Here is a 23151-nt window from a genome sequence, read left to right on the forward strand (position 1 = left end):
GGATGCACATACTGACGTTGGAAAAAGCCAACCTGATTATACAGACTGCGATAGCGAAGGCCAGAGAATTGAAAATGGCGCCGTTGACCGTGGTGGTGCTTGACTCCGCCGGGCACTTGAAAGCACTGCAGCGCGAAGACGGCGCCAGCATGATTCGGCAGGAAATTGCGACCGCGAAAGCCTGGGGCGCGGTCAGCATGGGCGTCTCCTCGCGAAGCCTGGCCGGCGTCGCGGTGCAGCGGCCGGATTTCATGAATTCGTTGATCACGCTGTCGCACGGCAAGGTGATGCCGGTACCGGGCGGCGTGCTGATCCGCGACAAAGACAATCGCTTGGTCGGAGCGGTCGGCATCAGCGGCGATGTCTCCGATCAGGACGAGCGTTGCGCGATCGCGGGAATCGAAGCGGCAGGGTTTGTGGCCGGGGTGTAAGGCCTTGCGGAATGAACTCTGAAGTAAAGCGGCGCCGTCTGACGGAGGGTGCGGTCGGCGCCGGTCTTGGCGCGGCCGAAAAAAAACCGGTCGACAAGCCAATTGATGGCGCGGCGGTCGTGAAATAGTCGTTGCCAAGGGATGAAGCCGGAACGTTGACGGCAACCCGGAAATGCTCGAAATCTGCGGAGCGCGAGGCCTACATGCTGCCGAGCTTGAATCGCGATAAAGGTAATGCATCTCCCGCCTGCGCCGTAATGCATTTTCGTCCTTGAACCGATGGTTCAAGTGGAGGCTGGATCGGTAAATCAGGCTTCCCGAAAAGTACGGGCATGCTCACCATTGCCGGATGTTCGCCCCCGGGGTAAATATAGGTTCAGGAAACACCCAATGCATTTCGAACGCTGCAGGAGATACAGAATTCTATTGTAGCGCGTTTATCGATTTTCCAAAACGTTTTCTATTTTTTGGACCATGCCGGCCAGTGACTCGCCGAGGTCGGAAGGCAGGCTAACATTCTGATTTTTCAGCGAAGACAGCTCGTGCACCAGGTTCAACGCGGCCATCACCGCGATCCGGTCCGGGCCGTTGACCTTTCCCGAGTCGCGGATCAGCCGCATTTGTTTGTCCAAGAGCTGGGCCGAGTCGATCAGGTTCTGGCGCTCCTCCGGGTCACAGGCGATCTTATATTCCTTGCCCATGATGTTCAGAAGAACCGCTTCCTTCTTGACCATATTCATGAGCCGTGTTCCATGGCTTTCAGGCGGGAAATCATCGCTTCGACGCGGATTCTGGCCTGCGTGGTTTTTTCGATCAGTTTGGCTTTTTCTTTAACCAAGGCTTCCTGTTTGATCTTCAAGGAATGATTCTCGTTTTTGAGCGCATTGTATTGTTCGATCAGCAAGTCCAGCTTTTCTTCGAGCTCTTTCAATTCGAGTGGTTGATTGGTGTTTGTATTCATCGTCGTCTGAACTTGGCGTTATGATTGTAAAAAGATGTTTTACCTGCCATGCATCAACGCAAAATGCTTTCTGCTAAAATGACGCACATCAAACATCAATCAGTTGCCGCGAGTGCCCTACATTATACACAGTTTGGCCTGGTATCGGTAACAGGTGCGCGCTTCGAAAACCGGGCATTTCCGGCAGATCCTGAAACTGGCAAAAAATGTTAGGGGCCGCGTATTTGTCGGCATCAGCGGCTTTTCGGTGGTAGCATAAAGGCATTCAATGAGTTTAGACAAATCATGAGCTATCAGCATATCGACAGTTTCTTCAGACACAACGACGGGGTCAACTCGGCCGCCGAGGCGCACGGTCTGGCGACCGGCATGTTGTGCGTGAACGGCCAAACGCCAAGCAGCGCCTGGATCAAGCAATTGTCTGGCGAGGAGGCGCAGATCGGCGGCGACCAAGCGCGGCTGCTCGTCAGCTTGTTTGAGGAAACCCAGGCGTCGCTCGAAAGCGACGACTATGACTTCGAACCGTTCCTGCCCGACGAGGACGACGTGTCGCTCTCCGAGCAGATCATCGCCTTGAGCGAGTGGTGCCAGGGCTTCCTGTTCGGCTTCGGCGCCTTGTATCAGGCCGGCGAACAATCCGACCAGGCCAAGGAAATCCTCAGGGACATCGCCGAATTCACCAAGCTGGACCCGGACGCGGCGGGCGAGGAAGACGAAGTCGCGTTCATGGAAGTCAGCGAATATTTACGCACCGCGGTCTTATTGTTGCGCGCCGAATTCGGCTCGAAAGGGCGCGCCAGGATTCATTAAACGGCAAAATCAGGCATGAAACAAAGCGAATTTAAAAAAAGGCGCAAGCAATTGATGCAGCGCGTCGGCAAGGGCAATATCGCGCTGATCGGCAGCGCGGCCGAACGCGTGCGCAACCGCGACGTGCATTACCCGTACCGGCAGGACAGCGATTTTTATTATCTGACCGGCTTCAATGAGCCGGAGGCGCTGGCGGTGTTCATCCCCGGCCGCGAGCAGGGCGAATACATCCTGTTCTGCCGTGAATACGACGAAACCAAGGCGCTCTGGGAAGGCGCGCATGCGGGGCTCGAAGGCGCGGTCAAGCATTACGAGGCCGACGATTCGTTTCCGATCGACGATCTCGACGAGATCCTGCCCGGCATGCTCGAAAACAAGGGCAAGGTGTTTTATCCGATGGGCCGCGATCCCGAGCTCGACCATAGCCTCCTGGAATGGATCAATCACCTGCGCGGCCAGTCCAGACGCGGCGTTTCGGCACCGGGCGAATTGGTCACGCTCGAACACATCCTGCACGAGATGCGTCTGTTCAAGAGCCCGGCCGAACTGAAACTGATGCGGCGCGCGGCCGAGGTGTCCGCACAGGCGCATGCGCGGGCGATGCAGGTCTGCAAGCCGGGCCTGTACGAGTACCAGATCGAGGCCGAGTTGCTCTACCAGTTTTATCAGGGCGGTTTGCGCCACGTCGCCTATCCGAGCATCGTCGCCGGCGGCAAGAACGCCTGCGTGCTGCACTACACCGAAAACAAGGATGCGCTGAAAAGCGGCGATTTGCTGCTGATCGACGCGGGCGCCGAATGCGATCATTACGCGGCCGACATCACCCGCACCTTTCCGGTATCGGGCCGTTTTTCGGAGCCGCAGAAACAGCTTTATCAACTGGTGCTCGATGCGCAGGCTTCCGCGCTCGAACAGATCAAGCCGGGCCTGCCCTGGAATGCGGCGCACGACGCGGCAGTCGAAACGATCACCCAGGGCCTGGTCGACCTCGGTATCCTGAAAGGCAAGATCAAAAAACTGATCAAGGACGAAAAGTACAAGCCTTTTTTCATGCACCGGATCGGTCACTGGCTCGGCATGGATGTGCACGATGTCGGCGACTACAAGGTCGATCAGGAATGGCGTTTGCTGGAGCCCGGCATGGTGCTGACCGTCGAACCGGGACTCTACATTCCCGCCGATTACGACAAGGTCGAGGAAAAATGGCGCGGCATCGGCATCCGTATCGAAGACGACATCCTGGTCACCGCCAACGGTTACGAATGCCTGACCTCCGCGGTGCCGAAAGCGATCGCCGAGATCGAAGCGTTGATGCAGGCCGCCTGATGCAGCAGGATTATGATTTGCTGATCGCCGGCGGCGGGCTGGCCGGTAATTGCCTGGCGCTGGCGTTGAAGGATGCGGGCCTCCGGCTTGCGATCATCGAGGCGAACACGCGCACGCAGCAACAGGCATCCGCCGTCGGCGACCGCGCGTTGGCCTTGGCCGCCGGCACCGTCACGATGCTCGATGCCCTGGGCGCCTGGCAAGGCATCAAACAGGCCGCGACGCCGATCAAGACGATCCATGTCTCCGATCGCGGCCATTTCGGCAAGACCCGGTTGTCGGCCGAACAGGAAAACGTCGAAGCCCTGGGCTATGTGATCACCGCGCGCGATCTCGAAGGCCATGTCGGTGATTGCGTCGAAGCGGCGAACATCGAGGTGCTTTGCCCGGCGCGGGTCGCGGGGCTCCATTCCGGCCGTAATGAAATCGGCGTCAGCCTGAAACTCGGCGACGAACCCGAGACCGTATCCGCGGAGCTGTTGGTCGGCGCGGACGGCGGCCTGTCCTCGGTGCGCAAGCTCCTCGACATCGGCCAGCGGGTCAGCGATTACGGCCAGACCGCGCTGGTCACCACGGTCAAATCCTCCCTCCCCAATCATTTCACCGCCTACGAGCGTTTTACCGCTTCGGGTCCCCTGGCCCTGTTGCCGGTCGGCGAACGGCAGTCGGCGGTGATCTGGACGCGCAGCCAGGAAGAGGCCGAATCGCTGCTATCCGCGAACGAGGCCGACTTCATCGCCGAACTGCAAGCCTGCTTCGGTTACCGGCTCGGCGAGTTGACCCTGGCCGCTCCGCGGCGAGCGTTTCCGCTGACCTTGATCCGCGCCGAACGGATGGCCGAAGGGCGTGCGGTGATCATCGGCAATGCGGCGCATCAACTGCATCCGGTCGCGGGACAAGGGTTCAACCTCGGTCTTCGCGATGTGACTGCCCTGGCCGAAACGCTGCTCGGGCAACACGCGCAAGGCGGCGACATCGGCGATCCTGTGCTATTGAAAGCCTATGCCGAGTCGCGGCGCCAGGATCATGAACGCACGATCCGTTTTACCGATCAACTGATCCACATTTTTTCGAACGAGTGGCTGCCGTTGGCGGCGGCCCGGAATGCCGGCCTCTGCCTGCTCGATCAGATTCCGGCCGCCAAATCATTACTGTCCCGGCATGCGATGGGGCTGTCCGGCCGGCTGCCGCGTCTCGGCGCCAGGAGGTAAAGCGCATGCACGAACGTTACGAAGTGATCGTGGTGGGCGGCGGCATGGTCGGCGCGGCGGTGGCCTGCGCGCTGGGGCATGGCGGTGTGCGCGTGGCCCTGCTCGACAAGGCCGAGCCTCTGCGGCAGTGGCCAGAGGAGCCGCTCGACATCCGCGTCTCCGCCTTGACCCGCGCTTCCCGCCTGATGCTGGAACAACTCGGCGCCTGGCCCGGCATGGCGCGGCGCGGCGTATCCGCTTACCGCGAAATGCGCGTCTTCGATGCGCGCGCGGGCGGCGAGCTGCATTTCGACTGCGCGGACACCGAATATAACGAACTCGGCCATATCGTCGAAAACCGGGTCACGGTCGCCGCGTTGTGGGACGTGCTCGACACTCTCGACAGCGTCGATTGCATCACGCCGGCCCAGGTCGCCGGCATCGAGACGGACACTGAAGGCGCCCGCCTCCGCCTCGATGACGGCCGAGTTTTCGCGGCCGACCTGGTGATCGCGGCCGACGGCAACGATTCGGCATTGCGCAAGCTGGCCGGCATCGGCGTGACCGGCTGGGACTACGGACAGCACGGACTGGTCGCGACGGTGAGCACCGAACTGAGCCACCGGGCCACGGCCTGGCAACGCTTTCTGGACGAAGGGCCGCTGGCCTTTCTGCCGCTCGCGAACGGCCAGTGTTCGATCGTCTGGACCTTGCGCTCGGAGACCGCGAAGGCGCATCTGGCATTATCGGATGCCGATTTTCTGCAAGCGCTGGAAGAGGCATCCGCCGGCCTGCTCGGAAAAATGCTCGGGGTTGGCCCGCGCGCGGCGTTTCCGTTACGCTTCCAATACGCGAACAGCTATACCGGCGAGCACCTCGCGCTGGTCGGAGATGCGGCGCATGTGATGCATCCTCTGGCCGGACAGGGCGCGAACGCGGGCCTTCTGGACGCGGCCGCGATCGCCGAGATCGTTTTGGAAACCCGGCGCGAGCAACGGTCGCTGGCGGGGCGCGGCTTGCTCCGCCGTTACGAACGCTGGCGCAAGGGCGACAATCTGATCATGATGGGCAGCATGGATGTGCTGAACAAAGCCTTCGGCATCCAGAGCAGCGAAGTGGCCGGCCTGCGTTCGGCGGGCATGAGCTGGATCAACCGGACCGCCTTGTTGAAGAACATTTTCAACCGTTATGCGATGGGGCAGCGTGACGATTTGCCGACTCTCGCGCAGGGCAAGCCCTGCTGGTAGCGGATTATTTTGACTCTGGAGGTTTACCAGATTGGCCCGCTTCTGGTATATTCGGCAAATGGGAAAACGGCTTGCCGGAACACCGTAGGCTCTTAACGATAATAAAGATGACCGGCGTATCGATTCAATAATAGAGGGGGTTTCGTCATGACTGAAGGCTTGTTTATTCTGACTGTTATTTTTGCGGCTTATGTGGTTTATCAGGTAGTCAACGATAAAAAAGCCGGCGCAAACCCCTCTGGCGGCGAGGCGAGGCCGGCTGCCGATCCTGCGGTCTCGCCGCAGCCGCAAGCGGCGATCAAACAGGCCGCCGCGCCCGCAGCGAAACCGCAAGCTGCGGCTAAGTCCGCTGCAGCGCCGGCGCCGAAACCTGCGGCCAGACAGCAAGCGGCTGCTGCCGCCCCCAAGCCCGCCGAAGCGGCCGCGAAGTCCGGCCTGAAAAATCCGGAAACCGGCGAGGTGACCGCCGCATTCACCAACTACCGTTTCGCCAAGCGCTGGATTAAGGAAGCGCTGGTCGCCGAAGGCTTGCTGGATAAAGTCTACAAGAACAACGAACTGGATGCCGACACCGAAGCCAAGATCAAGGATGCGGTCGCCAAACTCGAAGCCCTGCCCAAATACCGAGCCTGATTTGATCGTCTTTTGCAAGCGGCAGTGACGAATGGGCTGTTTAAAGCCCATTCCGAGAGGCCGCAGACCCAGCTTTCTAACACTCTCCCAAGCTTTATCCGGTCTTCGATAACCGGATCGCTATCCTCGCCCCATCCGCGTCTCAATTATCCAAATCGAGCTTTTTCAGCCGATACCGGAACGAGCGGAACGACAATCCGAGCTGTTTGGCAGCCGCCGTCTTATTCCATTTGTTTTCTTTGAGCGCTTGCAGAATCGCCTTTCTTTCGATCGCTTCCAAATAATCCTCGAGCGAGCCCTGACACGGGTCGTAGCCGTGTTCCGGCGCAGGGTTCGGCACCGGAATGCCGACCGGCAGATTCAGGTCGTCCTCTTCGATGCACTTGCCGTCATACAATGCCAGCGCCCTTTCGAGGATGTTTTCAAGTTCGCGGATATTGCCCGGAAAGCGGTAGCGTTGCAGCGCGGCGATTGCCGCAGGCGAAATGGCCGGCTTGCTCTCCGGCTGCCCGCTCAGTTTACTCAGGATATGATCGACCAGTACGGGTATGTCGTCGATGCGTTCGCGCAGTGGCGGCACATCGAGATCGATTACATTGATCCGGTAAAACAGGTCTTGCCGGAAACTGCCGTTCTGCACCATTTCGGCCAGATTCCGGTGCGTCGCGCTCAAGAGGCGCACGTCGACCGGGATTTCCTGCTGTTCCCCGACCGGACGGATCTTCTTCTCCTGAATCGCCCGGAGCAGTTTGACCTGCAAGGAGGCCGGCAGATCGGCGATTTCGTCGAGAAACAGCGTGCCGCCGTCCGCGGCCTGGAACAGCCCTTTTTTGTCGCCGATCGCGCCGGTAAAGCTGCCTTTCTTATGGCCGAAAAATTCGCTTTCCATCAGTTCGTGCGGAATCGCGCCGCAGTTGATCGCGACGAAGGGCTTGTCGCTGCGCGTGCTCTGCTGATGTATCAAGCGCGCGACCAGTTCCTTGCCGGCGCCGGATTCGCCGTGAATATAGACCGGCGCCTGGCTACGCGCGAGCTTGGTGATTTTGGAGCGGATCCCGCGCATTGCCAACGAATCGCCGAGCAAGGTATGGCGCGTGCGCCTGTCTTTGCGCGGCGCTTGTTCGGCGAATTTGAGCGCGTTGCCGACCAGCTGCCTGAGCGTCAAGAGATCGACCGGCTTGGAGACGAAATCGAAAGCGCCTTTTTTCATCGCGGTGATCGCGGTATCCATGTTGCCGTGCGCGGTAATCACCGCAATCGGAAACGGCGTCCTGGAGGTCTGTATCAGCTCGACCAGTTCGAGGCCGTCGCCGTCGGGCAATCTCAAATCGGTCAGACACAGGTCGAAGGTGCGCTCCTGCAATAATTTTTTGGCTTGACCGAGCGTCCCCGCGCTGCGGGTTTCGATACCCATCCGGGTGAGCGTGATTTCGAGTAATTCGATGATGTCGGGCTCGTCATCGACGATCAAGGCAAAGGGATTTTTCATGGATTAATTGAGTGATTTGTCGGCGTCGCTTAGATAAAGCCGGAAGCAGCTGCGCTGGCTTTCGGTGAAATAATAGCCCAACTTGGCCTGATTGAGTTCGGCCAGTTCCTTGCAGATGAAGAGACCGAGCCCCGTGCCCTTGTTCGAGGTAGTGAAAAAAGGTTCGAAAAGATGGCTCTGATGCTCGCGCTCGATGCCCGGACCGTTATCGATCACTTCGATGCAGGCCGACTTTAGCGCCATGAAGCCGCGCAGGGTGATCGGTCCCTGTTCGGGGCGGCCGTAGGCCAGCGCGTTTTGGCATAGATTGTCGAGGATCTGTTTCAAATGGCCGGGGTCGATGAACGCGGTGAGCGGTCCCGGGTCGATCTGCAGCCTGAAGGCCTTCGGCTCGACCAAGTGTTCGAGCATAAAAGTTTCCAGATAATGCGTGAGCCAGGGTTTCAGTTGTATGCTTTCCCGGCGCGAGGCCTCCCGCCGGGAAAGCTGCAGGATGTCCTCGATGATCTGATTGACACGGGCCGAGTTGGACTGGATGATCTGGGTCAGGCGCCGGTCCTGCGGCGAAAAGTCCGGATTTTCGGAGAGCAACTGCCCCGCATGGCTGATTGCGCCGAGTGGATTGCGTATTTCATGCGCGATGCTGGCGGTCAGCCGTCCCAGTGACGCCAGTTTGCTTTGTTGCACGTGTTGGTTGTACAGCGCGATGTCTTCCATGATCAGCATATAGAAGGAACGGCCTCCGGTCGGCAATAACATGAAGCGGATGCGGATCTCGGTTTGATTGGCCAGCGTCAGCAGCGACTGGTCCAGATCTTTATTGTGCAGCCAGTCACTGAAGTCCTCGGACAGGTGCGTCGAAATATCGTACAGTTGCGAAGGTTTTTTCGGCAGATTCAGCATTTTCAATGCCGCGGTATTCGCCAACTGCACGTTTTGCTTTCTGTTGGTGATGATGATGCCGGTTTGCAGGTGCTGGATGATATAGTGGTTCAGTTCTTCCAGGTTCGCGATCGTTTGTTGATGCTGCTCCGCCAGTTTCAACAGGCTTTCGCTGCGTTTCGCGAGCACATAAGACAACAGCGCGATGGTCAAGAAGGCGGCGCCGAGCATTCCGGCGTAGGTATAAGAGGTCGTTGCGAAGCTGTCGGTGAGATCCGCATAAATTTCATCGGCCAACACCAACAAACTGGCGATGGCGGCAAAGAACATCGCGCAGCGCCCGCCGATCGTCACGCCGCCGGAGGCAACCGAGACGGCCAGCAAGATGCCGATGCCGCTTTTGATGCCGCCCGAGGCATGCATGACCAGGGTCAACAGGATGATGTCGGAAAACAGCAGGAATTGCGCCTGGAAGCTGTAGGAGGCCAAGCGGAAGCGGAGCAGGAATCCCGAGGCCAGCGTCAGCAGGAGATAGGCTTCACTGCTGTAGTGGAACAGGTGGTCGTTCAGGGAGCCGAGCAGCGAAGGTGTGACGCGGCCGTAATACATCGAGATGAAGAGACAGGCGAGGACAAGGCGGTAAACGAAATAGACCTTCAAGAGCAGCCAGGCCTGTGCTTCGGGAATGCCGTAGCCTTTCGAAAACGGACAGGGATGGATGATGGTTTGATTATTTTCCGGCATGTCGACTAATCTTGATGCTGTTTACCCGGTAATTTATTAGAATATTCGCCAGCCACTAAGCATAGCATTGCCGCGCGCAATCTTGCGAAAAATACCCAACCGTAATCCCGCTTCATCGGAGCATCAATGAATATTCACGAATATCAGGCTAAACAGCTGTTTCGCAGCTACGGCATCCCGGCGCCCGACGGCAAGCCGGCGGCATCTCCGCAAGAAGCCGAGCGCGCGGCCCGAGAACTCGGCGGCGAGGGCTGGGTCGTCAAGGCGCAGGTGCATGCGGGCGGACGCGGCAAGGCGGGCGGCGTCAAGCTGACCAAAGCGGTCGAGGAAGTCGCAGGCCTCAGCCGCGCGCTGCTCGGCAAGCGCCTGGTGACGCAGCAGACCGACAGTGTCGGCTTGCCGGTGCACAAATTGCTGGTCGAAAAAACCTATCCGATCAAACGCGAGCTGTATCTTAGCCTGCTGGTAGACCGTGGCAGCGAACGGATGGTATTTATCGCCTCCGCGGCGGGCGGCATGGACATCGAAACGGTCGCGCATGAAGCTCCCGAGAAGATCATCTCGATCCTGATCCACCCGGCCGCCGGACTGCAAGCCAATCAATGCCGGCAAATCGCCTATGCGTTGGGCCTGAAGGGGCAGCAAATCAAGGCGCTGACCGGCATCATGCAGGGCATGTATAACCTGTTTCTGGACAAGGATGCCAGCCAGATCGAAATCAACCCGTTGATCGAAACCGAAGACGGCGACCTGCTCGCGCTCGATGCGAAGATCAACTTCGACGACAACGCGGTCGCCGCGCATCCCGACATTTTGGCGCTCCGGGACGCCGAGCAGGAGGACGCGAAGGAAAACAAGGCCCAACAATACGGTCTGAACTATATCACCCTCGACGGCACGATCGGCTGCATGGTCAACGGCGCGGGGCTCGCGATGGCGACGATGGACCTGGTCAAGCTGAAGGGCGGCAAGCCCGCCAATTTTCTCGACGTCGGCGGCGGCACCAATGTCGAAAAGGTCTGCGAGGCGTTCAAGCTGATCCTGTCCGACCGCAACGTGAAGGCGGTGCTGGTCAATATCTTCGGCGGCATCGTGCAGTGCGACATCATCGCGAGCGGCATCCTGGCCGCGATCAAGCAGGTGCATGTCGCGGTGCCTGTCGTGGTACGACTGGAAGGCACCAATGCCGAACAGGGCCGCGCGTTGTTGAATAATACCGGACTCAATTTATATGCCGCCGACGATTTGACGCACGCGGCGGAACAGGTCGTAGCGCTGGCGGAGGCCGCAGCATGAGCATCTTGATCGACAAAAACACCAAAGTGATTTGCCAGGGCTTTACCGGCAAGCAGGGCACCTTCCATTCGCAGCAGGCGCTCGAATACGGCACGCAGCTGGTCGGCGGCGTGACGCCGGAGCGCGGCGGCGATGTGCATCTGGGATTGCCGGTGTTCAACACCGTGCAAGAAGCCGTCAAATCGACCGGCGCCGATGCGAGCGTGATCTATGTGCCGCCGTTCTACGCAGCCGACGCGATCCTCGAAGCGGTCGATGCCGGCATCAGGCTGATCGTCTGCATCACCGAGGGCATCCCGACCCTGCACATGCTGCGCGTGAAGGCCGCGATGGCCGGCACCGGCGCGCTGCTGGTCGGCCCTAACTGCCCCGGCGTGATCACACCGGGACAATGCAAGATCGGTATCATGCCGGGCAAGATCCACATGCCGGGTTCGATCGGCATCGTCTCGCGCTCCGGCACGCTGACCTATGAATCGGTGCACCAGACGACGCATCAGGGTCTCGGCCAGAGCACCTGCGTCGGCATCGGCGGCGACCCGATCCACGGCATGAACTTCGTCGACGTGTTGAGCCGCTTCCAGGAGGACGAGCAGACCCAAGGCATCGTGATGGTCGGCGAAATCGGCGGCGGCGAGGAAGAAGACGCGGCCGACTATATCAAGGCGTACGTGACCAAACCGGTCGTCGCCTACATCGCCGGCCAAACCGCGCCGCCCGGCAAGCGCATGGGCCATGCCGGCGCGATCGTGACCGGCGGCAAGGGCACCGCGGAAGGCAAGGTCGCGGCGTTGAAAGCGGCGGGCGTCGAGGTGGTCAGCTCGCCGACCGACATCGGCGCGGCGATCAAGGCCTGTTTGCCCCGGAAGTAATCGGATTGCTCTTTTTTAACGATGCCGCCTTTGCGGCATGCGGCGGTCATTACGCCTTATGGGTGCGATGACCGCTATGCCGTCGTCCTCCTCGAATATCTCCGTATGACTTTGAAGATCGCTCTCGCCCAAACCAATTTCCTGGTCGGCGACATCGCCGCCAACGTGCAAAACATCACCCAGAACGCCCGGCAGGCGCAGCAACTCGGCGCGGACCTGGTCGTATTTCCCGAGTTGACCGTGACCGGCTATCCGGCCGAGGATTTGCTGCTGCGCAATGACTTCATTACCGCGGCGAACGATGCGCTGGGGCAATTGGCAACGCTGTTGCCTAAGGCTATTGCGGTGGTGATCGGCTTTCCGGAACGGGACGGCGGCAGGCTTTATAACAGCGCGGCCGTGTTCCACCAGGGCAAGGTGCTGGCCGTTTACCGGAAGCGCGCGCTGCCGAATTACGGCGTCTTCGACGAGCAGCGCTATTTTACCGCCGGCGATAAGCCCTGCGTGTTCCCGTTCAAAGATGCGATGATCGGCCTGACCATTTGCGAGGATGTCTGGCATCCCGGCATCATCGATGCGAACAAACGCGAAGGCGCCAATTTGCTCTTGACCCTGAACGCCTCGCCGTTCAACGCGGGCAAGAGCCAGCAGCGCGAGGCGGTGATCTGCACGCAGGTCAAGGCCGCCGAAATTCCGCTGGTGTATGTGAATCAGATCGGCGGTCAGGACGAACTGATTTTCGACGGCGCGTCCTTCGTGGTCGATGCGCGCGGCGAGGTCGTGTTCCGCGCCGAAGAATTCAAGGAGCAGCTCGACCTCGTCGAGTTTGCGGACCTGAAGCCGGTCAAATCGGTTTGCGCGCCGCTCTACACGCCGGTCGCGAGCGAATACCAGGCGCTGGTGCTCGGGATTCGGGATTATGTGCGCAAGAACGGTTTCAAGGGGGCGCTATTAGGGCTGTCCGGCGGCATCGACTCGGCGCTGGTACTCGCGCTCGCGGTCGATGCGCTCGGCGCGGACAAGGTTGAAGCGGTCTTGATGCCGTCGCGCTATACGCAGGCGATGAGCATCGAGGATGCGGTCTGGGAGGCCGACGCGCTCGGCGTCAAATATCACACGATTCCGATCGATCCGGCGGTCGCCGCCTTCGGTGGCCTCTTGGCGGACCTCTTCGCCGGCACGAAGCAAGACACGACCGAGGAAAACATCCAGGCGCGCTGCCGCGGCGTGATCCTGATGGCGATTTCGAACAAGCAGGGCAAGCTGCTCCTGACGACCGGCAACAAGAGCGAGATGAGCGTCGGCTACGCGACCCTGTACGGCGACATGGCCGGCGGTTTCGCGCCGATCAAGGACGTGCCGAAGCTCCTGGTTTACCGCCTGGCGCGCTACCGGAACGGCTTGTCGTTCGTGATTCCGGAGCGGGTCCTGACCCGGCCGCCGTCGGCCGAACTGGCGCCCGATCAGGTCGATCAGGATTCCTTGCCGCCTTATGAGGTGCTCGACCCGATCCTCGAACGCTATGTCGAACTGGATCAATCGGCCGACGAGATCATCGCGGCAGGATTCCGACGCGAGGATGTCGCGCGGGCGATCGGTCTGGTAGACCGGAATGAGTATAAACGCCGCCAGTCCCCGCCCTGCATCAGGATCACCGAAAGGGCTTTCGGCCGCGACCGGCGTTATCCGATTACCTCCGGCTATCGGGGAATGAAGGGATAGAAGGGAGCCAGACGAAATAAGCCGAATTATCATGCGCCAAACCTTATCATTCCGACATGCAAATAGACCCAGCCGCGAAAGAGCATAATAGCCGGCAATCCGTACTCGATATTTTGGTCAAGCAAAAGCTGATCGCGGAGCTGGTGCATAAGCAGGACATGCCCCGCCATGATCTGGTCGAAACGCTGGTTCACAAAGAGAACATGGCGCAATTGCGGCAAATCCTCGATCATCTGGCGGCTGAGGAAATTGCCGATATTCTGGAAGCCTTGCCGCCGGAAGATCAACGACTGATCTGGGAGCAACTGGACGATGAGCACAAGCAAGCCATTCGGCTGGATGCCCCGGCTTCTGTGCAGCAAATACTCGGAAAGCCAGATTACAAGACCGAAAAACCCAGGATCAAGGCTTTCGATTTGCAAGCAGGCCGCCTGCGCGAGATTGCGATCAAGACGCCGCAGGACTTGATCGAAGCCAAACCTATATGGATCGACTTGGTGGCGCCGACGTTTGATGATCGGCTCTGGATCGGCGATATTTTTGGGATAGAAATTCCCGATCCGGACAAATTGAGCGATCTGGAGGCCAGCGCCCGCTTCTATGTCGAAGAAAACGGTGAAATCCACCTGCATTCGGATTTCTTGCTGGACAAGGAAGATGTGTCGCGCAACGTCGTCGTGGCCTTTATCCTGTATCGGGATATTTTGTTCTCGATTCGCAAGGAAGAACTGCCGGTCTTTCGGCTTCAGCGTTTACGCGCGCTGAGCCAGCCCAATTATGTCGCGAATTCGAACGACATGCTGCTCGATCTCTACGCCGCCAATGCCGAGTATTCGGCCGGCGCCTTGGAGGATGTCTATCTGGCGCTGGAAGTCGTTGGTAATCAGGTGCTGAGCAAACAAATGAGTGACGAGGAGGCCGCCAAAATCTTGAATGACATCGCCATTGAAGAGGATTTGAACGGGCGGATACGCAGGAACGTGATGGATACGCGGCGCGCGGTTTCATTCCTGATGCGCAGCAAGTTGCTTGCGAAAGAGCAACTGGAATACTCCCAGCAGGTTCTGCGCGACATCGAATCGCTGGACGGCCACACGGCTTTCCTTTTCGACAAGATCAACTTTTTGATGGATGCCGCGGTCGGCTTCATCAACATCAACCAGAACAAGGTCATCAAGCGCCTGACCGTCGTCAGCGTGATCTTCATGCCGCTGAATATACTGGCCAGCATCGGCGGCATGTCGGAGTTCACGATGATGACGCAAGGGATTCCCTGGCCTGTCTCTTACAGTCTTTTTACCTTGGGCCTGGTCGTGGTCGGCTGGCTGACTTTCGTCATTTTGCGGTTACTTGAAAAGCGCGAGTACGGTAAATCAGGAAAGCGTTAGGGCTTGACCGGCTTCATGTCTGATGTGTAAAACTCTGAACTTGATCTGACGGCTGCAAAAATTAGCCTCGATTGAATCTGCCATTGACAGGCTGAATTCGACCCTTAACGGCCTCTGGCGGTCCGTCGTAGTTTGGCTGCTTGCCACCACATAGCCGACTTCTGGCCTGAATTTATTACCTAGAAAGTGGCAATCAGGGATGATAGACGGATACTATATACGGCTTGTTATACGGTCCAGTGGGTAAAGAAGAATATGAATCGAGAAATTAAACACCTTGATAGCCGGTTCGCCATCTATTCTCTTGGTTTGATCCTCTTCGGGGCGGCGCTGTGGCTGATACTCTTAGTCGGCACGGCCGGACAGCCGAGCCTTTCCACTCCAACTATCGTCGCGGCCGCCGTTGCTCCAAGCAGCTTGAGTGCGGAGCTTTATAGGAATCTGCGCAGCCCGCTCGGTGTTTTGCTGCTTCAGATTTTGGTCATTATCGCCTTCACCCGCTGCTGCGCGAAAGTCATGCGGAAATTCGGCCAGCCCGAGGTTATCGGCGAGGTCATCGGCGGGATACTCCTGGGTCCATCCGTACTGGGTTTACTCTGGCCTGTCGCCGGTGCCTTGCTGTTTCCCACGACTTCCCTGGCGAATCTGGGCCTATTGAGCCAGATCGGATTGATCGTCTTCATGTTCGTCGTCGGAATGGAGCTAGATACCGAAGTCCTGGCAAAAAAAGTCCGTTCAGCCGTGCTGATATCCCACGCGAGCATCATCCTGCCCTTCCTGCTGGGCTCGCTGCTCTCGCTTGTCCTTTATAAAGGCTATGCGCCTGCCGGGGTTCCTTTCACTCCATTCTGCCTTTTCATGGGCATCGCGATGAGCATCACGGCTTTCCCCGTTCTGGCCAGAATGCTCCACGAGCGAGGTTTAAGCCGCTCCCCCCTCGGGACCGTCGCACTCACCTGTGCGGCGGTCGATGACTTGACCGCCTGGTGCGCATTGGCTGTGGTGGCAGCGGTCTCCGGGCAGGGCACAATCGCCAACTCCCTGATCGTTACCGCGCTCTGCGGCCTGCACATCGCGGCGATGCTCTTTGTGGTCCGGCCCCTCCTGGGGCGTTGGATAGAGGGCCGCGCCACCGAGAACGCTCGCGAAAAGGGGGACACCGTGGCCGTCTTGTTCACGGTCTTTCTCTCCGCTTTCATGACGGAGGCCATAGGGATCCACGCACTCTTCGGCGCCTTTCTGGCAGGCATCGTCATTCCCAAGAAAACAGCTATCCGTGAGGCACTCGCGGTCCGCCTCGAGAGTTTCAGTAGGATCATCCTGCTGCCCATCTTCTTCGCCCTCAGCGGCCTTCGTACCCAAATCAGCCTGCTCAACGATTGGGCATCATGGATTCTCTGCGGCGTCATTATCCTCGTGGCGATCACCGGAAAGTTCGTCGGCAGCGCCGCCGCGGCACGCTGGTCCGGCTCAACCTGGCGCGAATCGCTCGCAATCGGAGCGCTGATGAATACCCGAGGACTCGTCGAACTCGTCGTCCTCAACATCGGCTACGATTTCGGCATCATTACCCCCGCGATATTCACGATGATGGTCCTCATGGCGCTCGTCACAACTTTGATGACGGGCCCCTTGCTGAGCCTCCTCATGCCGGATGCTCGCGCTGCCTCGCACGAAAAGGCAACTGCGGACGCATGAGACCGGTCTAACCAAGCTCTTCTACCGATGCGCATTCTTTAAGGCATTTCCATTGCGCGTGCGGCAGAGCGCAACATTATGAATGAATGACCACCTTCCAAAATTGACAAGCCATACAGTTGACAATTTTGACAGTCGGCTCCTGGCCGAACTGAGACCGCCAGCGTCACGTTCAATCCACAAACTGCAAAACAGGTTCAAGTCTTGGTTGCGGCTGGGCAATGCTGCACATTCTAGCGGGTGAGAACCCCGTTCTAGTAACCGCTAGCCACGGGCTGGGTATCGAGCCTTGCAGGCGAACTGGTAACAGTGCGCTTGATGCGTAGGCACGAAAGCCGGCGAGGAGCAATGGTAACAGAGATAATGCTGACCGTGAAGGTGTAGAGTCCCGAAATGACCGCATTGGAAAGGGCCGATGGTATCAAGACGCCAGCAGGCAACAGCGCGACATTGGTTATGGTGAGAATGTCGCGACCATCCGGGATCGTAGGCCGCTTCGAGCCAGACAATAAGAATGGGCGGTAACCCAGGAGATCCCCTCGTCGGCGCATAGCATGCGCATTTCCCGACAAGCCTGAACAGCAAGGACGGAAACAGTGGCGAGAGGAAGTCGGAGGCACCCATAGTAGCGAGGAACGCGGGTAATGCTGCGGGAGCAAAGGGGTGCCGGTTTGAGATAATGGATAGGGGAAACATGCCCCGACACCGAGCGGACTATGCGCATGACAACCGAACTTATTCATCTCACACAGTGGGCTAGGCAACAGCCGCAAGCGCAGTACAACGCATTGATGGGATTGCTAAGCCATCCCGAAGGCCTGATGGACAGCTTCGAAGCCCAGCCTGACAATAAGGCAGCCGGAATCGACAAGGTCAGTAAAGCGGAATACGCACAGGGCGTGGAAGAGCGGATTAAAGCGCTTTCAGCCGGACTACGTAGTCTAAATTACCGACCCCAACCGGTTCGGCGCGTCTATATTCCCAAGGGCAATGGAAAGCAACGGCCATTGGGCACACCTTGCTTTGAAGACCGGATCGTACAACATCGCCTGTCCGGGATACTGCAAGCGATCTGGGAGCCTGAATTTCGCAACTGTTCGTACGGGTTTCGCCCGTATCGTAACGCGCATCAAGCGCTTGCGCGGTTAGGCGAGATTGTCACCAATCACAACACCCAATGACTAATCGAGGCCGACATCAAAGGATTCTTTGACAATGTCAGTCACGACTGGATGATGCGTTTTCTGGCGCATCGAATCAAAGACCCGGTGTTACTGCGGATTATCAGGCGTTTTCTCAAAGCGGGCGTGTTGGAGTCAGGGGTATTCACCGCCAGCGAAGCCGGGACGCCGCAAGGCGGTCTCGTATCGCCAGTGCTGGCAAATATTTATCTGCACTACGTGCTGGATTTGTGGTTTGAGAAACGATATGTCCGCACCTGCAAGGGAGGGGCCTATATGGTTCGCTACGCAGATGATTATGTGGCTTGCTTTACGAGTGAAGCCGATGCACGGCGATTCATGGATGCGATGGCGGAACGGCTGGCCGAATTTGGGCTGGAAGTCGAACCGAGTAAAACCTGCCTGCTACGCTTTGGCAACAGGGCAGCGACTGACTGCCGTAAAGATGGCGTGAAACGACCACCGACTTTTAACTTTCTGGGCTTTACACACTACGTAGGCAAAAGCCGTAAGGGGCGCTTTGTGCTCGGGCGTAAAAGCCAGCGTGAGCGGATCGTCAAGAAGCTGAAGGAAGTGGGCGACCGGCTATCGGCGCTACGTATCGAAGGAGGCCAAGCCATGATGGATTATGCCAGGCGCCACCTGCAAGGGCATGTCGGGTATTATGCGGTTAGCGGTAATATCCGCCAAGTACGCACCTATGCCTACCGGATCAGCCGTTTGCTTGTCAAATGGCTAAACCGGCGCAGTCAGAGGCGCAGTGTGTCGTGGGATCGGTTTAGCGAAGTCCTGTCAGGCTGGATGCCATCGTTGCGAATCCAGCACAATCTATATCCCAAACCACTGTGGATGACTCAAACTGGGAGCCGGATGGTGTAACGCTCCAAGTCCGGTTCTGCGAGGGCTGCGAGACGTACTGGTTCACCGGGATTCTCGTAGCTACTCTCCCAATCAAGCATCCGGCTTTACATGGCAATCAACCAAAGCGTGGTTATGCTACGGATTAATTTTTCAGTTTTCCGGGCGCGCACTCTGTTTGCTCCACGTTGAATACAAACGACAGCTCTTGCATTTAATCATCTTGAATGATAATGAATGCCACTTTGCAAGACCTGGCCCAATTGCCCTTACTAAATAAGCCTTTCTGGATATCCATGTCAATCTGACAAAGTAGAATTAAACCGTTAAGAAAATCTTACGCCTAACCTAATTCTTGACAATGAACTGAGAAAAGCCATATGCTAACCCGACATGGATAAGGACTTGTTAACCATCAGCAACGGACGAACTCAACACCATATGGCACAAGGATAGACCCGGCTGTTCCACCTGTTACTTTCTTTGCGGGAGATTTTGACATGCCTGACTTGCATCGGCCAAAAATTGCTGCGATCTACAATCTAACGTACAACTGGTGGCAGAACGCTGGGGCGATTAACTATGTCGCTCATGCAATTACTGCTGCGCCTGCCGCATTCCCCCTTGCCAATTCAATCGCGATCGCCGCAGGCGGCGGACCGAATCAACACCCAGATCAGCAGTATTGGCAGGGAAATATGGCCGCCGCAATCGCCGCAGCAGGAGGGGCGGCGGCGATTGTTCGCGTCGAAGTCGATTGCACACTAATGCCCTGTGATGGGCAATTTAACGGTTGTCTTTTTCGCGTTCCGTATCTTATCCGACAGGCTGGATTGCCGAATAAGCCCCTCCGCATCTTTTCACACCGTGACGAAGGTATAGGTGGCGCTGGAACGAGCAAACGGTACTTTGACTGCAACTCTAGCGACAATAACGCTGCTCTAATCGCCGCGCATGCGGCCAACAACGGCTGGAGTTGGACGCCTTGGAATGGCGCTTATCCATAGCCGATCGCAGGACAGCGGCTGAGCTTCATCGTTGAGCGAGCAATTTGTGGCCTAAGCAGCCGCTGGAAAAAAAGGGCCGTGGATGGGCAGAGCGGCAACGAAACCCATCAATTGTAGGACGGCTTCGCGCCCTCAATCGACAGTCATCGAAGCCAATAAATCCGAATTTTTCACAGCTCAAGACGAACGACTGTTTTCCAGCTTTTTCCCTTCTTTGCAACTTCGCCAATGCCCGTTTGCTCGGCAACGGTTCCCGCCTCGCCTAAAGCGCCTGCTGTCGGTTCCCTGCCTCCTGCGTCCATACTGTCGTGATGCGAAACCGCTCTACGGCCAACACATGGTAAAATAAGCGTTTTTCGCCGCAACGGCCCACTTTTATTCATTCAGCTTATTTTTTACTCCCTCGAAACCCTATGAAATTAGAAAAATCTTCCCGCTTTTCCGCTTGCACCGGTCCCGTCGTCACCATCGTGCTCGACGGCGTGGGCATTTCTCCGCGCGAGGACGGCGATGCGGTCAAAGCCGCGCGCACCCCGATGCTGGACCGCCTGATGGCGAATTTTCCAATGACCACCTTGCTCGCGCACGGCACCGCGGTCGGCATGCCCAGCGACGAAGACATGGGCAATAGCGAAGTCGGCCACAACGCGATAGGCGCGGGGCGCGTGTTTGCCCAGGGCGCCAAACTGGTAGCGGAATCGATCGCCAGCGGCAACTTGTGGCAGGGCCAGGCCTGGCACGAAGTCGTGGCTGCCGCCAAACAGGGCGGGACGCTGCACTTCATCGGCCTGTTCTCCGACGGCAACGTGCATTCCCATATCGACCATCTGCGCGCGATGCTGGAGCAAGCCAAGCAAGAAGGCGTCGCGAAAGTGCGGCTGCATATTCTGCTGGACGGCCGCGACGTGGGCGAAACCTCGGCGCTGGATTACGTCGATCCGTTCGAAGCCTTTCTGGACGGCTTGCGCAGCCTCGAGTTCGATGTCGCGATCGCCTCAGGCGGCGGCCGTATGACCATCACGATGGACCGTTACGAAGCGCACTGGGCCATGGTGCAGCGCGGCTGGGACATCCACGTGCGCGGCGAGGGCCGGCAATTCGGCAGCGCTCATGAAGCGATCGTCACCTACCGTAACGAATCGAACGTGATCGACCAGGATTTGCCTGGCTTCGTGATCGCCAAAGACGGTAAACCCTTGGGGCCGATTGTCGACGGCGACGCGGTGGTGTTCTTCAATTTCCGCGGCGACCGCGCCATCGAAATTTCCCGCGCCTTCACCGAAGAGCATTTCACCGCATTCCCGCGCGGCCCGCTGCCGAAAGTCACCTATGCCGGCATGATGCAGTACGACGGCGATACCCATCTGCCGCCGCGTTTTCTGGTCCAGCCGCCCGCGATCGATCGCACCATGGGCGAATATCTGGCCAAAAACGGCATTTCGCAATACGCGATCAGCGAAACGCAAAAGTACGGCCACGTCACTTATTTCTGGAACGGCAACCGCAGCGGCAAATTCGACGAAGCGCAGGAAACCTATGTTGAAATCCCGAGCGATGTCGTACCTTTCGAACAACGGCCGTGGATGAAATGCGCCGAGATCACCGATGCCCTGATCGACGCGGTTCGCAGCGGCAAATACCGCTACCTCAGGGTCAACTACGCCAACGGCGACATGGTCGGCCATACCGGCAATTTCGAAGCGGCTATCACCGCGATGCAGGGCCTGGACCTGCAACTGGCGCGCTTGATTCCGGTGATTCTGGAAGCCAAGGGCACCGCGATCATCACCGCCGACCACGGCAACGCCGACGAAATGTACGAACTGGATAAAAAAGGCAACGTGACCCGGGATGCGGAAGGCCGTACCAAGGCCAAGACCTCGCACACCCTGAATCCGGTGCCGTTCGTGTTGATCTCCGGCGAAGTGGCGCCGGCTTACCGTTTGCGCCAGGATCTGGAGGCAGCCGGCCTGTCGAACATCGCCGCGACCGTGCTGAATCTGCTTGGCTTCGAAGCGCCGGCAGATTACGACGCAAGCCTGATCGAACCGGCCTAAAGAGCCCGCGCCTGCATGCTGCGGCTTGTCATATACAGCCGTAGCGTGCGCGGCGTTGGGCTAAACGGGACGGGGTTTGCAACCTGTCTCTTGATCACAACTCAGGGAGCCGCATTGAACAACTATGCGACGCCCCAATCGCGGCGAATCCTCCCCCGCATCAGTCCCAAACCCATGCGGCAGTAGCGGTGAGGACTTAACTTATCGGCATGAGTTACGTACTCGCGCCGAATTACTGCCGTCACCCCCTCATGTTCGCACCCGCCTTCCTCCGCAATGACTGCGCTTCCCCCAAAAACGGATTTTTTTTCTAAATTATCAGCAACATAGAAAAGACGTCAGAAAATACCTTACAAAAACTATTGCGATTGAACGAGATAACCTCTTGTCACCATACCCTGCGCGATAGCTTCAAACAAGTTTCGCATCGACATCACGTCCAGCACCGCCACAATTTCTGTGACTTTGTTCACGTTTTCTTAAGACGCCTCCAGCGAGCGGCAATATTCATACTAAATTTGTGAACGAGTCGTAATTTAGGAAACACTGATAGATTCCTCTCGACGGCCTGTTCGGACCAGACTCTTCTCTGCCTACCCGCTTGCAGCCAATAGCATCGAAATATTATGGAGGAGCGGTCATCAACGATTCAAGGATGAAAAGCGGACAGATTTAATTTTCTGGGTAACTGCATCGGCTTTTACCTTCATTCAAACCAAGAGGCAAGTTTAATGAACATAGACAAAACGAGTCGTGTGCTTAGCGGTAACCGGCGAATAACCCGGGTTTTCTTCTTATGTGTGTTTTTGGCCGGCGTATTCAGTAACAGCAACGCTATTGCAGGCACTCAGCAGAAAGAAGCGCTTACTATCGAATTGACAATGAAACGTGTCGTTACCGATGTCAAGGGTAATGAAATACTGGAAGAGGCGCCCCGTATCAAGCCGGGCGATCTAGTGGAATATACCGCGGTGTATCGCAATCGCAGCAAGCAAACCATTTCCGGCCTTAAGGGGTCACTGCCGGTGCCTCTAGGCCTCGAATATGTCAAGCGATCGGCACAGCCATCCTCTGTATTGGCCACCACCGATGGCGCCAATTACGCGGCCGAGCCCTTGCTGCGCACCATTAAAGATAAGGCGGGCAGAGATCAGCGGGTTGAGGTTCCCTACTCGGACTATCGCAATTTGCGTTGGGAAATCGGCGACCTGGGTGCGGGTAAAAAATCAGTGGTCAGCGCGCGTATGCGCGTCATCGCGTTGCCCAAATCGCCTGAAGAGCTGGTCGTCAAACCCGCCACGCCGGTGACGATCAAGTAAACAAAAACGACACCTTTCTTATCCCTATCGTCGCCGATCC

General features: G+C 57.8%; 20 protein-coding genes and 1 other RNA gene. 16 read left to right on the top strand and 5 right to left on the bottom strand.

Annotated features, from left to right (window positions below):
- The first annotated feature begins 2 nt into the window (after positions 1–2).
- On the top strand, positions 3–431 hold the full coding sequence (locus tag ACEPPP_RS11800; RefSeq protein ID WP_374086927.1) for a heme-binding protein: 429 nt from the start codon (positions 3–5) through the stop codon (positions 429–431).
- Positions 432–667: 236 nt separating this feature from the next.
- Here the strand turns inward: ACEPPP_RS11800 and ssrS are convergent.
- The 3 genes from ssrS to ACEPPP_RS11815 form a co-directional block, all read right to left on the bottom strand.
- A non-coding RNA gene (gene ssrS, locus ACEPPP_RS11805) (6S RNA) lies at positions 668–847 on the bottom strand.
- A 21-nt stretch (positions 848–868) separates the two neighbouring features.
- On the bottom strand, positions 869–1171 hold the full coding sequence (locus ACEPPP_RS11810; protein WP_374086928.1) for a cell division protein ZapA: 303 nt from the start codon (positions 1169–1171) through the stop codon (positions 869–871).
- Complete coding sequence (locus ACEPPP_RS11815; RefSeq protein WP_374086930.1) at positions 1168–1392, bottom strand: TIGR02449 family protein; 225 nt, start codon at positions 1390–1392, stop codon at positions 1168–1170. Before ACEPPP_RS11815 ends, ACEPPP_RS11810 begins: the two co-directional genes overlap by 4 nt.
- A gap of 285 nt (positions 1393–1677) precedes the next feature.
- Between ACEPPP_RS11815 and ACEPPP_RS11820 the strand changes: the two genes are divergently transcribed.
- From ACEPPP_RS11820 to ACEPPP_RS11840, 5 genes are all read left to right on the top strand, one after another.
- Complete coding sequence (locus ACEPPP_RS11820) at positions 1678–2202, top strand: UPF0149 family protein (protein WP_374086932.1); 525 nt, start codon at positions 1678–1680, stop codon at positions 2200–2202.
- A 15-nt stretch (positions 2203–2217) separates the two neighbouring features.
- Positions 2218–3528 (top strand): Xaa-Pro aminopeptidase, encoded by a 1311-nt coding sequence (gene pepP / locus ACEPPP_RS11825; protein ID WP_374086934.1) that lies wholly within the window; start codon positions 2218–2220, stop codon positions 3526–3528.
- Positions 3528–4739: a 2-octaprenyl-6-methoxyphenyl hydroxylase gene (gene ubiH / locus ACEPPP_RS11830; protein WP_374086935.1), complete on the top strand. Its 1212-nt coding sequence runs from the start codon at positions 3528–3530 to the stop codon at positions 4737–4739. Before pepP ends, ubiH begins: the two co-directional genes overlap by 1 nt.
- 5 nt (positions 4740–4744) lie before the next feature.
- Positions 4745–5965 carry a UbiH/UbiF/VisC/COQ6 family ubiquinone biosynthesis hydroxylase gene (locus ACEPPP_RS11835; RefSeq protein WP_374086937.1) on the top strand — a complete coding sequence of 407 codons (1221 nt, stop codon included), beginning with the start codon at positions 4745–4747 and terminating at the stop codon, positions 5963–5965.
- Between the two features lie 147 nt (positions 5966–6112).
- Complete coding sequence (locus ACEPPP_RS11840; protein ID WP_374086938.1) at positions 6113–6598, top strand: hypothetical protein; 486 nt, start codon at positions 6113–6115, stop codon at positions 6596–6598.
- A 142-nt stretch (positions 6599–6740) separates the two neighbouring features.
- Here the strand turns inward: ACEPPP_RS11840 and ACEPPP_RS11845 are convergent, their stop codons facing one another.
- Complete coding sequence (locus ACEPPP_RS11845) at positions 6741–8087, bottom strand: sigma-54-dependent transcriptional regulator (protein ID WP_374086940.1); 1347 nt, start codon at positions 8085–8087, stop codon at positions 6741–6743.
- Between the two features lie 3 nt (positions 8088–8090).
- Positions 8091–9713 carry a nitrogen regulation protein NR(II) gene (locus ACEPPP_RS11850; RefSeq protein ID WP_374086941.1) on the bottom strand — a complete coding sequence of 541 codons (1623 nt, stop codon included), beginning with the start codon at positions 9711–9713 and terminating at the stop codon, positions 8091–8093.
- A gap of 126 nt (positions 9714–9839) precedes the next feature.
- Here ACEPPP_RS11850 and sucC point away from each other — a divergent pair, with 126 nt between their 5' ends.
- From sucC to ACEPPP_RS11900, 10 genes are all read left to right on the top strand, one after another.
- A complete protein-coding gene (gene sucC, locus ACEPPP_RS11855) occupies positions 9840–11009 on the top strand; it encodes an ADP-forming succinate--CoA ligase subunit beta (RefSeq protein ID WP_374086943.1) in 1170 nt (389 codons plus the stop codon).
- Positions 11006–11881, top strand: coding sequence for a succinate--CoA ligase subunit alpha (gene sucD, locus ACEPPP_RS11860; RefSeq protein ID WP_374086947.1), 876 nt, complete (start codon positions 11006–11008; stop codon positions 11879–11881). Before sucC ends, sucD begins: the two co-directional genes overlap by 4 nt.
- Positions 11882–11986: 105 nt before the next feature.
- Positions 11987–13603 (top strand): NAD+ synthase, encoded by a 1617-nt coding sequence (locus ACEPPP_RS11865; protein ID WP_374086948.1) that lies wholly within the window; start codon positions 11987–11989, stop codon positions 13601–13603.
- Between the two features lie 56 nt (positions 13604–13659).
- Complete coding sequence (locus ACEPPP_RS11870) at positions 13660–14991, top strand: CorA family divalent cation transporter (protein ID WP_374086950.1); 1332 nt, start codon at positions 13660–13662, stop codon at positions 14989–14991.
- A 255-nt stretch (positions 14992–15246) separates the two neighbouring features.
- Positions 15247–16689 (top strand): cation:proton antiporter, encoded by a 1443-nt coding sequence (locus ACEPPP_RS11875; protein WP_374086952.1) that lies wholly within the window; start codon positions 15247–15249, stop codon positions 16687–16689.
- Positions 16690–17411: 722 nt separating this feature from the next.
- Complete coding sequence (locus tag ACEPPP_RS11880) at positions 17412–17870, top strand: hypothetical protein (RefSeq protein ID WP_374086954.1); 459 nt, start codon at positions 17412–17414, stop codon at positions 17868–17870.
- Positions 17871–17921: 51 nt separating this feature from the next.
- Positions 17922–18749 (top strand): reverse transcriptase domain-containing protein, encoded by an 828-nt coding sequence (locus ACEPPP_RS11885; protein WP_374086956.1) that lies wholly within the window; start codon positions 17922–17924, stop codon positions 18747–18749.
- A gap of 479 nt (positions 18750–19228) precedes the next feature.
- Entirely contained in the window at positions 19229–19735 is a 507-nt protein-coding gene (locus ACEPPP_RS11890) for a hypothetical protein (protein ID WP_374086957.1), read from the top strand.
- A 413-nt stretch (positions 19736–20148) separates the two neighbouring features.
- Entirely contained in the window at positions 20149–21792 is a 1644-nt protein-coding gene (gene gpmI / locus ACEPPP_RS11895) for a 2,3-bisphosphoglycerate-independent phosphoglycerate mutase (RefSeq protein WP_374086958.1), read from the top strand.
- A 731-nt stretch (positions 21793–22523) separates the two neighbouring features.
- Entirely contained in the window at positions 22524–23111 is a 588-nt protein-coding gene (locus ACEPPP_RS11900) for a hypothetical protein (RefSeq protein WP_374086960.1), read from the top strand.
- Positions 23112–23151 lie beyond the last annotated feature (40 nt).

Origin of the sequence: Methylomicrobium lacus (genome assembly GCF_041897535.1) — a bacterium.
Taxonomy (GTDB): Bacteria; Pseudomonadota; Gammaproteobacteria; order Methylococcales; family Methylomonadaceae; genus Methylomicrobium; species Methylomicrobium lacus_A.

Coding starts and splice junctions, on each gene's coding strand:
- ACEPPP_RS11890 (WP_374086957.1), top strand. CDS start 19,229: ATGCCTGACTTGCATCGGCCAAAAATTGCTGCGATCTACAATCTAACG.
- gpmI (WP_374086958.1), top strand. CDS start 20,149: ATGAAATTAGAAAAATCTTCCCGCTTTTCCGCTTGCACCGGTCCCGTC.
- ACEPPP_RS11810 (WP_374086928.1), bottom strand. CDS start 1,171: ATGAATATGGTCAAGAAGGAAGCGGTTCTTCTGAACATCATGGGCAAG.
- ubiH (WP_374086935.1), top strand. CDS start 3,528: ATGCAGCAGGATTATGATTTGCTGATCGCCGGCGGCGGGCTGGCCGGT.
- pepP (WP_374086934.1), top strand. CDS start 2,218: ATGAAACAAAGCGAATTTAAAAAAAGGCGCAAGCAATTGATGCAGCGC.
- sucC (WP_374086943.1), top strand. CDS start 9,840: ATGAATATTCACGAATATCAGGCTAAACAGCTGTTTCGCAGCTACGGC.
- ACEPPP_RS11880 (WP_374086954.1), top strand. CDS start 17,412: ATGACAACCGAACTTATTCATCTCACACAGTGGGCTAGGCAACAGCCG.
- ACEPPP_RS11850 (WP_374086941.1), bottom strand. CDS start 9,713: ATGCCGGAAAATAATCAAACCATCATCCATCCCTGTCCGTTTTCGAAA.
- ACEPPP_RS11835 (WP_374086937.1), top strand. CDS start 4,745: ATGCACGAACGTTACGAAGTGATCGTGGTGGGCGGCGGCATGGTCGGC.
- ACEPPP_RS11845 (WP_374086940.1), bottom strand. CDS start 8,087: ATGAAAAATCCCTTTGCCTTGATCGTCGATGACGAGCCCGACATCATC.
- ACEPPP_RS11875 (WP_374086952.1), top strand. CDS start 15,247: ATGAATCGAGAAATTAAACACCTTGATAGCCGGTTCGCCATCTATTCT.
- ACEPPP_RS11885 (WP_374086956.1), top strand. CDS start 17,922: ATGATGCGTTTTCTGGCGCATCGAATCAAAGACCCGGTGTTACTGCGG.
- sucD (WP_374086947.1), top strand. CDS start 11,006: ATGAGCATCTTGATCGACAAAAACACCAAAGTGATTTGCCAGGGCTTT.
- ACEPPP_RS11815 (WP_374086930.1), bottom strand. CDS start 1,392: ATGAATACAAACACCAATCAACCACTCGAATTGAAAGAGCTCGAAGAA.
- ACEPPP_RS11820 (WP_374086932.1), top strand. CDS start 1,678: ATGAGCTATCAGCATATCGACAGTTTCTTCAGACACAACGACGGGGTC.
- ACEPPP_RS11865 (WP_374086948.1), top strand. CDS start 11,987: ATGACTTTGAAGATCGCTCTCGCCCAAACCAATTTCCTGGTCGGCGAC.
- ACEPPP_RS11840 (WP_374086938.1), top strand. CDS start 6,113: ATGACTGAAGGCTTGTTTATTCTGACTGTTATTTTTGCGGCTTATGTG.
- ACEPPP_RS11900 (WP_374086960.1), top strand. CDS start 22,524: ATGAACATAGACAAAACGAGTCGTGTGCTTAGCGGTAACCGGCGAATA.
- ACEPPP_RS11800 (WP_374086927.1), top strand. CDS start 3: ATGCACATACTGACGTTGGAAAAAGCCAACCTGATTATACAGACTGCG.
- ACEPPP_RS11870 (WP_374086950.1), top strand. CDS start 13,660: ATGCAAATAGACCCAGCCGCGAAAGAGCATAATAGCCGGCAATCCGTA.